Origin of the sequence: Bacillus sp. AFS023182 (assembly GCF_002560575.1) — a bacterium.
GTDB classification, from domain to species: domain Bacteria; phylum Bacillota; class Bacilli; order Bacillales; family Bacillaceae_G; genus Bacillus_A; species Bacillus_A arachidis.
Window position 1 is genome coordinate 317979 of record NZ_NTRO01000004.1, and the last position, 12138, is coordinate 330116.

The 12138-nt window shown below is 34.0% G+C and carries 15 protein-coding genes; 11 read left to right on the plus strand and 4 right to left on the minus strand.

Translation table 11 applies throughout. From position 1 onward, the window contains the following. Position 1 precedes the first annotated feature (1 nt). Positions 2–460, minus strand: a complete 459-nt coding sequence (locus tag CN288_RS03470) for a YkyB family protein (RefSeq protein WP_026590164.1) — start codon at positions 458–460, stop codon at positions 2–4. A gap of 179 nt (positions 461–639) precedes the next feature. Between CN288_RS03470 and CN288_RS03475 the strand changes: the two genes are divergently transcribed. Further along, positions 640–2178 (plus strand): Ppx/GppA family phosphatase, encoded by a 1539-nt coding sequence (locus tag CN288_RS03475; RefSeq protein ID WP_026590165.1) that lies wholly within the window; start codon positions 640–642, stop codon positions 2176–2178. A 108-nt stretch (positions 2179–2286) separates the two neighbouring features. Further along, positions 2287–4395 carry an RNA degradosome polyphosphate kinase gene (locus tag CN288_RS03480; protein WP_098301810.1) on the plus strand — a complete coding sequence of 703 codons (2109 nt, stop codon included), beginning with the start codon at positions 2287–2289 and terminating at the stop codon, positions 4393–4395. 289 nt (positions 4396–4684) lie between these two features. Here the strand turns inward: CN288_RS03480 and CN288_RS03485 are convergent, their stop codons facing one another. Continuing rightward, a complete protein-coding gene (locus CN288_RS03485) occupies positions 4685–4903 on the minus strand; it encodes a hypothetical protein (protein ID WP_026590167.1) in 219 nt (72 codons plus the stop codon). A gap of 99 nt (positions 4904–5002) precedes the next feature. Next, a complete protein-coding gene (locus CN288_RS03490) occupies positions 5003–5860 on the minus strand; it encodes a metallophosphoesterase (protein WP_090687308.1) in 858 nt (285 codons plus the stop codon). Positions 5861–6313: 453 nt separating this feature from the next. Between CN288_RS03490 and fadH the strand changes: the two genes are divergently transcribed. The 4 genes from fadH (at position 6314) to CN288_RS03505 (ending at position 9236) form a co-directional block, all read left to right on the plus strand. After that, positions 6314–7078 carry a 2,4-dienoyl-CoA reductase gene (gene fadH / locus CN288_RS03495; RefSeq protein WP_026590169.1) on the plus strand — a complete coding sequence of 255 codons (765 nt, stop codon included), beginning with the start codon at positions 6314–6316 and terminating at the stop codon, positions 7076–7078. Between the two features lie 264 nt (positions 7079–7342). Next, the gene (locus CN288_RS03500) at positions 7343–8560 is read left to right on the plus strand and encodes an EAL domain-containing protein (RefSeq protein WP_026590170.1); all 1218 of its coding nucleotides are present in this window, start codon (positions 7343–7345) and stop codon (positions 8558–8560) included. Then, complete coding sequence (locus tag CN288_RS28600; protein WP_170833598.1) at positions 8560–8706, plus strand: hypothetical protein; 147 nt, start codon at positions 8560–8562, stop codon at positions 8704–8706. The genes CN288_RS03500 and CN288_RS28600 overlap by 1 nt, the downstream gene beginning before the upstream one ends. A 35-nt stretch (positions 8707–8741) precedes the next feature. Next, entirely contained in the window at positions 8742–9236 is a 495-nt protein-coding gene (locus tag CN288_RS03505; protein WP_026590171.1) for a DUF3993 domain-containing protein, read from the plus strand. A 24-nt stretch (positions 9237–9260) separates the two neighbouring features. Here the strand turns inward: CN288_RS03505 and CN288_RS03510 are convergent, their stop codons facing one another. Continuing rightward, positions 9261–9497 (minus strand): glutaredoxin family protein, encoded by a 237-nt coding sequence (locus CN288_RS03510; protein WP_026590172.1) that lies wholly within the window; start codon positions 9495–9497, stop codon positions 9261–9263. Between the two features lie 233 nt (positions 9498–9730). Here CN288_RS03510 and CN288_RS03515 point away from each other — a divergent pair, with 233 nt between their 5' ends. The 5 genes from CN288_RS03515 to cbpB all read left to right on the plus strand — a co-directional run bounded on the left by CN288_RS03515 (position 9731) and on the right by cbpB (position 11941). Beyond that, positions 9731–9967: a YkuJ family protein gene (locus tag CN288_RS03515; protein WP_000055151.1), complete on the plus strand. Its 237-nt coding sequence runs from the start codon at positions 9731–9733 to the stop codon at positions 9965–9967. Positions 9968–10231: 264 nt separating this feature from the next. Next, entirely contained in the window at positions 10232–10381 is a 150-nt protein-coding gene (locus CN288_RS03520; protein WP_090687304.1) for a hypothetical protein, read from the plus strand. 116 nt (positions 10382–10497) lie between these two features. Beyond that, the gene (locus CN288_RS03525; RefSeq protein ID WP_441296545.1) at positions 10498–10974 is read left to right on the plus strand and encodes a ribonuclease H-like YkuK family protein; all 477 of its coding nucleotides are present in this window, start codon (positions 10498–10500) and stop codon (positions 10972–10974) included. Between the two features lie 82 nt (positions 10975–11056). Beyond that, positions 11057–11248, plus strand: coding sequence for an antirepressor AbbA (gene abbA / locus CN288_RS03530; RefSeq protein WP_026590174.1), 192 nt, complete (start codon positions 11057–11059; stop codon positions 11246–11248). Between the two features lie 249 nt (positions 11249–11497). After that, the gene (gene cbpB / locus CN288_RS03535; protein WP_026590175.1) at positions 11498–11941 is read left to right on the plus strand and encodes a cyclic-di-AMP-binding protein CbpB; all 444 of its coding nucleotides are present in this window, start codon (positions 11498–11500) and stop codon (positions 11939–11941) included. The last annotated feature ends 197 nt before the right edge of the window (positions 11942–12138 follow it).

A 12138-nucleotide genomic window follows, 5' to 3' on the forward strand; every position in this document is an offset into this window, starting at 1 on the left:
TTTATTTTTTTGTGTACGTACGACGATACCAAGGAATTGGTTCGCTTAATTTTTTTTCTTGTTTTAGTGCTTCTGGCCCAATGTAATCTTGTAGCGTTTTTTTTGCTACTGCTAAAGAAAGAGTTGTTTTGGGGTTTCTATAGGAAGATTCAAGGCTACCGAGATGTGGAAGAGTATTGAAATCATCTTTTGTAGGAGGGATATGGAAAAAATAGTCGCCTAACCGAACGAGAACATCAGATTGTTGTTGACTAAAACGTGGATTCCTAGAGAAATGTAATCCTTCTTTTATTGCTTTCTTTTCACGAATTAAACGTTCTAAAGCGATCTTTTTCAACCAATATAAATATTTAGGATTTGTAGCAGCTTTGGCATGCCGGTTTACAATGAAGATAGATTGAGCCAATTGATCAATAGAATATCGTTTGTGTGAATGAGACTGTGGCTGTGAAGGTTTCATGATGGGACCCCTTTCTAATTTTTCACTATTATAGCATAAATAAAAGTAGTTTTTATTATATACAAAAAATGATTGTATATATTTTCAATATTAAAGCAATATTGTTACAAAAAACAACTATTTTGTATAATAGTGATAGGAATGAATTCTAGAATTTCAATGATGAAAGAGTGAGAAGTGTGAAAGATATATTGAAACAGCAATATGCCATTATTGATATTGGTTCAAATACGATGCGACTGGTGATTTATGAAAAACAAAATGGAGGTTTTTATAAGGAAATTGAAAATACAAAAGTTGTTGCACGATTAAGAAATTATCTAATAGATGGTGTGCTCATAGAAGAGGGAATGCATATACTGCTCCAAACACTACTTCAATTTCAAGAAAGTACAAGGTTTCACGGATTACATAATATACTTTGCGTTGCGACGGCAACAATTAGACAAGCAAAGAACCAAGAAGAAATTAAAAAACTTGTAGAAGGAAAAACTGATTTTGTACTTAGGGTTTTATCTGAATATGAAGAGGCACGCTATGGTTACTTAGCTGTGATGAATTCGACTTCTTTTACTGAAGGGATTACTGTCGACATTGGTGGGGGGAGTACAGAGGTTACATATTTTCGAGACCGAGAAATGATAGAATATTATAGCTTTCCTTTTGGTGCGCTTTCTTTAAAAAAACAATTTATTCATAATGAAATACCAACGATAGAAGAATTAGAGGAACTAAGAAGGTATTTATGGTACCAATTTCAAACGTTACCTTGGTTAAAGGGCAAAAGGCTACCTCTTATTGCGATAGGTGGAAGTGCTCGAAATATGGTGAAAATTCATCAAAATTTTCTTTCTTATCCGATAGCCGGTTTGCATTTATATAAGATGAAGGAAGTGGATATAAAGGGTGTAAAAGAGGAATTAGAAAGTCTTTCTTTTACAGACTTGCAGAAGCTAGATGGGTTAGCGAAAGATCGAGCTGATACAATTATTCCAGCGGTAGAAGTATTTTATATGCTAACAAATATTATACAAGCTCCGTCATTTGTATTAAGTAGAAAAGGATTACGAGAAGGTGTTTTCTATGAGGAACTTACAAAAAATTTAGGTGTTTCTTATTACCCAAATGTGATAGAAGAGAGTTTACACTTATTGTCCTATGAATATGAAATGGATATGAACTTTGTGGTTCAACTCATTAAGCAAGGAACGTTAATTTGTACACAACTTGAAGAGTCTGAAATTATCTCTTTTTCAGAAAAAGATTGGGAGGTCTTTTATCAAGCTGCCAAGGTATTTAATATTGGGAAATATATAGATGCGGAAGCAAGCCGTTTACATACATTCTATCTATTGGCGAATAAGACAATTGACGGCATGATGCATAAAGAGCGTATTAGACTTGCACTTATTGCATCTTATAAGTCGAAAATGTTATTTAAGCAGCATTTGGAGCCATTTGAAGGATGGTTTGATAAAAGTGAACAAAAAAAGATTCGTTTGTTAGGAGCAATCTTACAATTTTCTGCTTCCTTAAATGTGAGGCAAAGGGAACTAATTGAAACGATTCAAGTGAAGAAAAATAAAGAGGAACTTGTATTTCATATTGTGTGTGAACAATCGGCTTTAGCAGAAAAGGTACAGGCAGAAAAGCAGAAAAAACAACTTGAAAAAGCATTAAAGATGAATATTCACCTAGTGTTTGAAGAGAAAGGTTAAGTTGTACGGACATATTTACAAAAAATTTACACTTTTATAAATTGGAATTTGTTACAATAAATGTAACTAAATTATATTGAAAAAGTTTCAAGGGGAAGTGTGAGGGAAATGGAATTAATAAAGGGAAATGCTGTGAATTTAAATGATACTGCTTACTATAATAACCGTGAATTAAGCTGGCTTGCTTTTAATGAACGTGTATTGCAAGAAGCGCAAGATGAAAGTAATCCACTTTTAGAAAGATTAAAGTTTATTAGTATTTTTAGTTCAAATTTGGATGAATTTTTTATGGTACGTGTTGCGGGATTAAAGGATCAAGTAAAGGCGGGATTCAATCAACCGGAAAATAAGGCTGGATTAACACCAAAACAGCAGCTGAATAAAATTGCCATGAAAGCTCATGAATTAATGAAAGTTCAGTATAATACATTTAAAAATACGGTGTTGCCGGCGCTTGAAGTAGAAGGTGTTGAGCCGCTAACATTTCAAGATTTAACGAAAGAACAGCGTGAATTTATTGAAGAGTATTTTGATGAACAAATTTTCCCGGTGTTAACACCTGTCGCAATAGATGCATATCGTCCATTCCCTATGTTGTTAAATAAAAGTTTAAATTTAGCTACTATTCTGTATGATGAAAAGCAAGAAGAGGAAGAGAATCGAACGAAGCTTGGAATCGTTCAAGTGCCATCTTTGCTCGAACGTTTTATTTTTTTACCAAGCGAAGATCAAAAACATAAATTTATATTATTAGAAGATGTAATTAGTAGCTTTACTCATAAGTTGTTTACAGGATATAAAGTATCCTCTGTTACTCGTTTTCGTATTACACGTAATGCGGATTTAACAATTCATGAAGAGGGTGCAAGGGATTTATTAAAAGTAATTGAAAAAGAGTTAAAAAAACGTAAATGGGGAGCGGCTGTTCGTTTAGAAATTGGCAAAGAGCATTTAGATGAAAGAGTGTTAGCTTTACTGTATGAAGTGCTAGAATTGAAAGATGAAGATGTATATATAATGGATGGGCCATTAGACCTAACATGTTTATTTTCCCTATATAAAAAATTAGCACCTTTATATGAACATCTGGTTTACCCCGCTCTTATACCGCAGCCACCTCAAGATTTGGATGATGAAGAAGATGTATTTGAAAAAGCAATAGAGCATGATATTTTACTACATCATCCATTTGAATCTTTTCAGCCAGTTATTGACTTTGTACGTGATGCGGCTGATGATCCGAATGTGCTAGCAATAAAGCAAACGTTATATCGTGTAAGTGGAGGATCTCCAATTATTCAGGCGTTAAAGATTGCAGCTGAAAAGGGGAAACAAGTAACGGTGCTTGTTGAATTGAAAGCCCGTTTTGATGAAGAAAATAATGTCCATTGGGCAAAGGAACTTGAACAAGCTGGTTGCCACGTTATTTATGGTGTAAGTCATTTGAAAACGCATAGTAAAATTACGCTTGTTGTACGAAGAAAACACGGGAAGATTGAAAGATTTGTCCATTTAGGAACGGGAAATTATAATGATGCTACGGCAAAGTTATATACAGATTTTGGATATATTACATCTCGGAAAGACTTTGGGGTAGATGCGACCAATTTCTTTAATTACTTAAGTGGTTATACAACAAAGCCACATTTCCATCACCTATCAGTAGCACCGTTCGATATACGTCATCAATTTATGGAATTGATCGATGAAGAGATTCGCTATCATAAGCAATATGGAAACGGACGTATTATTGCAAAGATGAACTCGTTAACAGATAAACCTTTAATTCAAAAACTATATGAAGCATCGCAAGCTGGAGTGAAAGTAGAACTTGTTGTTAGAGGAACGTGCTGCTTGCGGCCTGGTATTAAAAACGTGAGTGAGAATATTCGGGTGATTAGTCTTGTTGGACGTTATTTAGAACATAGTCGTATTTATTATTTTCATCATAATGGGGATGAAAAAATCTACTTATCTTCAGCAGATTGGATGACAAGGAACATGGAAAAACGGGTAGAAATATCATTTCCGATTGTAGGATTTGAAATGAAAGCAAGAATCAAAGCAATTTTGCAGCTTATTTTAGCGGATAACGTAAAAACACGTGAACAAAATAAAGATGGTGAATACTATTATATAATAAATAATGGTTCCCAAGAGATTGATAGCCAAGTGAAATTATTTAAGATGGCTTATCAAAATACTGATGCAGAGTAATGTGTAAATTGGAAAACGATATAAAACCATCCTTTGTGAGGTGGAGAGAATCTAACCGTGCATAGAAGTGGTCAGATCCTTTTCTCCCCATGTTAAGTGAAAATAAAGGGAAAGTATGAGTGGAGGCCATGTTTTATTTTCCTAGCAGTGACTGGTATATCAACGAATTAAAATGAATTTACATATATTAAATAGTTAAGTGTAATAACTTGTGAATGCAAGATTATGAGAATACGGCGAAAAAAGCCTCTTGTAAGTTAAGGGGCTTTTTTCATAGTTTTTGTTTATATTAATAATAATATGGTTGGCACGGACTTCCATAACAAGGAAATGGCGGTGGATATGGAGGATAGTAAGGTGGTCTAGGGCCGAATGCTAATGCTCCGCCAATTAAGCCGCCAGCAAGTCCTGCTAAGAATGGGACACCGAAGAATGGTAAGATGCGTGAGTCACTTACTGGGCCAATAGGTCCTGAACGAACTAGATAGGGATGAGGGTATGGGTACATGAAAAAACCTCCTTTATTGGACTCATTGTTATCATATGGTGAAATAGCATGGATGAGCGAGTACAAGAAAGGATATATAAGAAAATAGGCAATTATAGGTTATAAGTGCTGAAGAGTGAATACTGTAATTTCAGGCTTGGATAAAAAACGAAATGGAACACGTGTCCTTCCAAGACCGCGATTTACATAAAGAAGTAATTCTTGAATATGATAAAATCCTTCAATGTAATGCTTTGCTAGTGCTGGGGTAACGATCGCTCCTAAAAAGGGAAGTTGTACCTGTCCCCCATGACTATGCCCAGAAAGTTGGAGATTTACTGGGAATTCTGCAATTTTAGGGGCTATATCAGGTTCATGTACGAGCACAATTGTATATAGCTCTTTCTGCACATTGTGTAATGTTACATCGATTTCTGGCTTACCAAGAAGCATGTCATCGATTCCGAAAATAGAAATTTCACTATTATCTAATAAACGAATACGTTTTTCGGTATTTTGTAATACTTCAAAACCTGCGTCACTCATAATTTGACTATAGTATTCGGTTCCATATCCCCCATGATCATGGTTTCCGTAGATTGCAAATTTACCAAAGGGCGCACGAATGTTTCGTAAAATTGAAGAAACAAAAGGAGTTTCGCTATATGTTTGGTAGTCATCGATTAAATCACCAGTAAAAAGTACAATGTCGGGCGTAGTTTCATTTATTTTAGAAACAATTGTAGAAAGATGTTGGAGAGAAAAATAGTACCCCAAATGTAAATCACTAAATTGGACGATTTTCATACCATGAAAGTTTTTTGGAATGAGTGAAGAACGAAGTGTATGATGTGTTAAAGAGAGAAAGTTCGGCTCTATATACTTTGCATAGTAATAACCAAGACCACCTGTAACACAAGTATAGAGAAAAGTGCGTATTCCTGTTTTTATAAAGTTTCTTCTCGTAATTTGTTTCATAGGAATATGAGCGAACCTATAGTATACAAAAGGAAGTTTATAAGGTATACAGGCAATTCATTATAGGTCACTTGGATCTCCTTTCTGTTTATTTCTTGTTTCAAAAGTGTATTTTTGGATATTGAAGAGCCATATATAAATACAAATTGAAAAGCCGACCAAAGGCTACTTTTTAGGTGGGAGAGAGCGTCTGGCCATGTATAGAAGTGTTCGAATCCTTTTCATGCCCATATCAAGTGAAAAAAGAGAGAAAACAAGTGTGGGTCACTTTTTCCTCTTCATAGCAGAGAATTATATGTCGAAAAGTCAAAATGGATTTATATAGATTATAAGAAATATTACAGAGAAAGTGATTTTCTTATCTAAAGATATCAGAAAAGTTTAAAAATATAAAGATTTCTATGAAATAAAGTGGTAAAATGAATGTGTATTCATTTTTTGGGAGGGGATATTTTGAAAGAAAAAGTAGCGATCATAACAGGTGGTTCAAGTGGAATGGGAAAAGGAATGGCAGCTCGTTTTGCTAAGGAAGGAGCACGGGTTGTTATTACAGGGCGTACACAAGAAAAGCTTGAAGAAGCAAAAAAAGAGATTGAGCAATTTGCAGGACAAGTATTGACAGTACAAATGGACGTTCGAAATATAGAAGATATAAAGCGTATGATTGAATATGTTGATGAAAAATTTGGACGTATTGATATTTTAGTAAATAATGCAGCAGGTAATTTTCTTTGTCATGCAGAAGATTTATCGATAAATGGCTGGAATGCGGTTATTAATATTGTGTTGAATGGGACCTTTTATTGCAGTCAAGCAGTAGGAAAGTATTGGATTGAAAAGGGGATAAAAGGAAATATAATTAATATGGTAGCGACGTATGCTTGGGATGCAGGACCGGGTGTTATTCATTCTGCTGCAGCGAAAGCAGGTGTGTTGGCAATGACAAAAACGCTCGCTGTCGAGTGGGGGCGTAAATATGGTATTCGTGTCAATGCAATTGCTCCTGGACCAATCGAACGAACAGGTGGCGCGGATAAATTATGGATTTCAGAAGAGGCAGCCAAACGTACACTGCGAAGCGTCCCACTTGGTCGACTTGGTACGCCAGAAGAAATTGCAGGTTTAGCTTTTTATTTATGCTCTGATGAAGCAGCATACATAAATGGAACGTGTATGACAATGGATGGTGGACAGCATTTGCACCAATATCCGTTTTAAAGGGATTATATAAGAGTGAAACTTGGGGATTATTTCCCATTCATGTGAGGTAAAATGTGACGGATTTGTGACATATGGTAGAAAAGTGTTTACAATAGGTTTTTTATAAGGTATATTTAAGACCTCTTTTTTCTTCATAGTAGAATTGCTAATTCCCCTTAGCATTTTACCCCTCTAATCCCTTCAGGAAAACTGAAGGGATTTTTTATTATTTTTCTATACATACCGTGTTATAATTTTGAAAAGTAAAGGGAGGGAAACATTTTGGTAGATGCATTAGATGTGATGAGTAATTTGGATAAAGTCCTTCCTTATTATCAAGCTATTTTTAGTGCTGATGAACATACAGTAATTGGATATGAAGTAGTAGGACGTATCCAAACGGAAGATGGGATACAAAGTCTTGCTTCTTTTTTTCGCGATGATTCCATTCCGGGAGAATTCCAATTAGAGGCAGATAATGTCATAGTAGAAAAAGCATTAGAGCGCTACTTAGAAACAAATCAAGATTTTTTATTGTTTATACATCGGGGTGCAAACATATTAATGAATGATGAAGAAGAAAGTTTACTTCATTTACTGTTAATGTATGAAAAAAAAGGATTGAACTTAGGCCATATCGTTTTAGAAATAACAGAGCACGAGTGTAAGGCAGATATAGAACAATTTAATCATTTACTTATGTATTACCGTACATATGGAATTCAAATTTCAATTAATAAAGTCGGAACAGGAACGAGTAATCTAGAACGAATTAGTGTACTAGCACCTGACATTTTAAAGGTAGATTTAACGAACTTAAGACAAACTGCACTTTTACAATCTTATCAAGATATTTTATATTCTTTGTCACTACTCGCAAGAAGAATTGGTGCGACATTATTATATGAAGAAATTGACGCGTTTTACCAGTTACAATATGCTTGGAAAAATGGCGGGAGATATTATCAAGGCAATTATTTAAAAAAGTGTTTTCCAGATTTTATTGAAGCAGATATTTTAAAAGAACGTCTCGGTAATGAATGTCATCAATTTATTCAACATGAAAAGAAAAAACTACAAAAAATTTATCAATTAACAGAAACATTACGTGATCAAGTTGGGAATGTTTTATCTAAGCAGAAAAAGAATGAAGACGTTAATGATTGGTTATTACATTTTAGTCAACATGTATCGCATTATAGTTTTCGAATCTTTATTTGTAATGAAGATGGTTTTCAGCAATCGGGAAACATTATGAAAAAAGATGGTGAATGGATTGTGATGCCAGAGTATTATATGAAAAATTGGAGCTGGCGCCCGTACTTTTTAGAAAATATAATGAAAATGAGATTTGAAAATAAAGCAAGACTCTCGGATTTATATGCAGATATAGAAACAGGGGAGATGGTGCGAACATTTTCATTTCCAATTGATGATGAGAATTTTTTATTTATTGATTTGTCCTATGAATTTCTATACGAGGAGGATGTTTTATTTTAATGCACGAAGCAATTCGTGCATTTTTTGTTTGGTTTTATCATAAATTGGTAATAGTGAAAATGATGGTGAAAATGCTGTCTATCATTGTAAAGATTTTACGAACGAAACCATCCCTTTCTTTGCATAATCATTGTTACAATGAATAATACAAAGACAAGCTCTGTTAAAGGAAGGTGAAAGAATGAAAAAATATGGAATTTGGTTTGTTCTCTTTCTATGTATGGCCTTTCTGGTTGGGTACAGTGTTACAACAGTTCTTGGTAAAGAAGAGATAAAAGTGGATCGAAAAGAAGTATTTACAACGATTCAAAAGGGATACGAGGCACAATTTTCAATTCGTGGGAAGCACTTGCCGATGAATAAAATGGTTGATGCGTTATCACTGTACTTTACAGATAATTTTCTTCAAGTTTTTACAGATGAAAATAGTAGGAATGATAAACAAAGTGGTGAATATTTACTTCCTACGAAAGAAGCACCTTTTTCATTTAATTCGGCAACTAAAATGTTGTATGATGAAGAACATCACCTTTTGTATGTATATGAACGGTCAAAAAATGATCAATATCAAATAGTAACATTACAACAGGATAAAGGAAAATGGAAATTAGCGGGGTATCATGAGAGTCAGGAACTTTTAACAGAAATGAAAAAGTTAGAAGAGTTAAAAGAATAGGAATAGGTGCATAGTCACCTATTCCTATTCTATATTTAGTAACTGTTGTAGCTTTTCAATTTGAAAACCTGCAACAACTTCACCGTCAATGACAACTGTTGGAGTTGAATATGAATCATAGTCATATAAAAGACGATTGCGAGCTGCAGTATCTTTTTTTACATCGAATTCTTCATACGTTACGTTATTATGTTTTAAAAATTCTTTTACAATGGCACAGGGTGGACAATCTGGTTGTGTATAAACCTCTACTTTTTTCATTATAAACCCTCCTCTTTTTCTGCTCTTTATTATATTCTGCAGCTACAAAAACCGCAACAAAGGAAGAAAAAGATTTTCTTTCTGTTTTTTACTTCTTTTTTCGACAAATTTTAGTTGAGTTTCTCGCCAAGAAGCTTTATCCTAGAGTGTGGAACATTTTTTCTGTTATGACGGATAGAATGAGTATAGCTGTAAAACCTATTGGTAGGAAGATTAGAGAAAGGGGAGATTTCATGTCTCTACTCCAAGGAATTTTAACTCGACTTGTTAGTCTACAAGAACAAGCTGAAAGCGGTGAAGTAGCACAACGCTATTTTGAAGTGAACGGTGAACGCAAATGTAGCGTGAAATTTTTCGATAAAAGTGAAATGTATGAGTTAGAAGTGTATCAACAAGGCGAAAAGCCACAAGTATATCAATTCGATAACATTGATATGGTTGCAATTGAAATTTACGACATTATTTCTTGATACATACAAAAAAGGTACCGTCTCTCACGGTACCTTTTTTGGTGATTTTAATAAAAGATTTTATTTTTTATTACTAGATAGTAAAAGGATAAAGAATTGAAAAAGATATGTGGAGATAATGAACTGTAAAATCTTGATGGAAGCTTCACGTTATCCCGCCTTAATGGACAGTAAGCCCCCCACTGATTAAAGTTTCACTTTATATGTATAAGATTTTTTGGTTGTTCCTACACTGGTATTAAAAGTTTGAAAGGAATGTGAAATATGGAACGACTACCAATTGTTATTTGTCCCAAATGCCATATGTCATTTGAAATGGATCATGTACTAACAGCGCAATCTAATCAGAATGTAATTTATATCTGTCCAGCATGTAAGTATTCTGTTCGAAATATAGAAACGAGTAAAGGATAATAAGTCATATTTTACTCTTTTGTCCCATACAATGAGAATGCAAAAAGTCTGTCTAATTGAAGGGACGTGACTAAGTGAACGGTGAATATCTATTTTATAACGTGTCAGAGAGGCATATGGATTTTGAAACAGTATTCTTACGTATTTGTAATTTTATTGAAAGGGATCCACGCAATTTGTATCGTCTATCTATTGGGACAGATTCACAAGCACATCAAAAAGATACCCGTTTTATTACGGCAGTGCACATTCATCGTGTTGGGAAAGGAGCATGGGGATGCTTAAGGTATAAAGCGGTACGTAAAAAACTAACTACTTTACGTGAAAAAATATATTTAGAAACACAGTTTAGTCAAGAAGTCGCTTATTTGTTTACGCCAGAACATATAAGACGTATATGGGAGTTGTTACATCCATATGCTCATGAAGGAGCGGGGTTTGTAATGGAAATTCACTTAGATATAGGAAATGATGGACTAACAAAAGAATTTATTTCTGATATGACAACGAAGGTGAAGGCGATGGGGCTAACTGCAAAAATTAAACCTGATGCCTATGCTGCATTTAGTTATGCAAATCGCTACACAAAATAAAAAACTGAATTTTTCATCTATTAAACTAAGCGAATATTTTATATAATAAATACTAAGGAAAAAGGTATAAGGAGAGGAGTATATGCAGAAGAGTTTTACTTTAACAAAAGAGGAAAAAAGTTTATTGTTAGATGTTTTGTTTCGACAAAACTATGCTAGTGAAATTCTCGCTGTTGAGCTTACAGATATTGAAAGTGGTTTAAAAGAGACTGATATTTCCCAATATAGAAGAATTACAAGGCTATTTAATCGATTGAAAAATGAAGGATACTAAGCGCTACCAGAAAGGTAGTCTTTTTTTTGTGTTCTATGGTAGAATGAACTGTGTATCATTATTTTTGTTGGAATAAAATTAGGACAAAATAATAATATGAAAACGCTATCATAAGATATGAATAGAAATGGGAAATAAAGTGAAACTTTTAGCCGTGGATATGATTAACTGTGAACAGTAAGGTTCTTATGAATTGTCTATTGGAGATCATGTTAGCAGGAAAAAGGAAGAAAAAGTGGGGGATATAATATGATTAGTATTCCGAAAGATGAGTTTCAACAAGTTCTTGTTAAGGATTTAATGATTTCATCAGAAAAAGTTGCACATGTTCAAATTGGAAATAGCTTAGAACATGCTTTGCTTGTTCTTGTAAAGTCTGGATATTCAGCAATTCCTGTTTTAGATCCTATGTATAAATTGCATGGATTAATAAGTACTGCTATGATTTTGGATGGGATTTTAGGGTTAGAACGTATTGAATTTGAAAAACTTGAAGATATGAAAGTTGAGAATGTAATGAAAAAGGACATTCCGAATCTTAGACTTGAAGATTCATTTGCTAAAGCGTTAGAAATGACAATTGATCATCCATTTATTTGTGCTGTAAACAATGATGGGTACTTCGAAGGGATTTTAACAAGGCGTGCTATTTTGAAATTGCTGAACAAAAAAGTAAGACAATATAATCGATAAAGAAGGGTAAGCGACTTCGAATAAAAAGAGAAGTCGCTTTTTTATCATGCATCTCTTTTACGTATTTATATAAAGGCATTTTGATTTTTCGACGCATAAGTCACTGTTACGAGGAACGATAGATGATTGCTACTTGTTTTTTCTCTTTGTTTTAATTTGGCTGGGGCAGGAAAAGAATCTGGCTGCTTCGGTGCATG

Excerpts from the sequence above, each read along its gene's own strand:
- CN288_RS03470 (WP_026590164.1), bottom strand. The coding sequence starts at position 460 with ATGAAACCTTCACAGCCACAGTCTCATTCACACAAACGATATTCTATT.
- CN288_RS03480 (WP_098301810.1), top strand. The coding sequence starts at position 2,287 with ATGGAATTAATAAAGGGAAATGCTGTGAATTTAAATGATACTGCTTAC.
- CN288_RS03485 (WP_026590167.1), bottom strand. The coding sequence starts at position 4,903 with ATGTACCCATACCCTCATCCCTATCTAGTTCGTTCAGGACCTATTGGC.
- CN288_RS03490 (WP_090687308.1), bottom strand. The coding sequence starts at position 5,860 with ATGAAACAAATTACGAGAAGAAACTTTATAAAAACAGGAATACGCACT.
- CN288_RS28600 (WP_170833598.1), top strand. The coding sequence starts at position 8,560 with ATGCACGAAGCAATTCGTGCATTTTTTGTTTGGTTTTATCATAAATTG.
- CN288_RS03505 (WP_026590171.1), top strand. The coding sequence starts at position 8,742 with ATGAAAAAATATGGAATTTGGTTTGTTCTCTTTCTATGTATGGCCTTT.
- CN288_RS03510 (WP_026590172.1), bottom strand. The coding sequence starts at position 9,497 with ATGAAAAAAGTAGAGGTTTATACACAACCAGATTGTCCACCCTGTGCC.
- CN288_RS03515 (WP_000055151.1), top strand. The coding sequence starts at position 9,731 with ATGTCTCTACTCCAAGGAATTTTAACTCGACTTGTTAGTCTACAAGAA.
- CN288_RS03520 (WP_090687304.1), top strand. The coding sequence starts at position 10,232 with ATGGAACGACTACCAATTGTTATTTGTCCCAAATGCCATATGTCATTT.
- CN288_RS03525 (WP_441296545.1), top strand. The coding sequence starts at position 10,498 with ATGGATTTTGAAACAGTATTCTTACGTATTTGTAATTTTATTGAAAGG.
- abbA (WP_026590174.1), top strand. The coding sequence starts at position 11,057 with ATGCAGAAGAGTTTTACTTTAACAAAAGAGGAAAAAAGTTTATTGTTA.
- cbpB (WP_026590175.1), top strand. The coding sequence starts at position 11,498 with ATGATTAGTATTCCGAAAGATGAGTTTCAACAAGTTCTTGTTAAGGAT.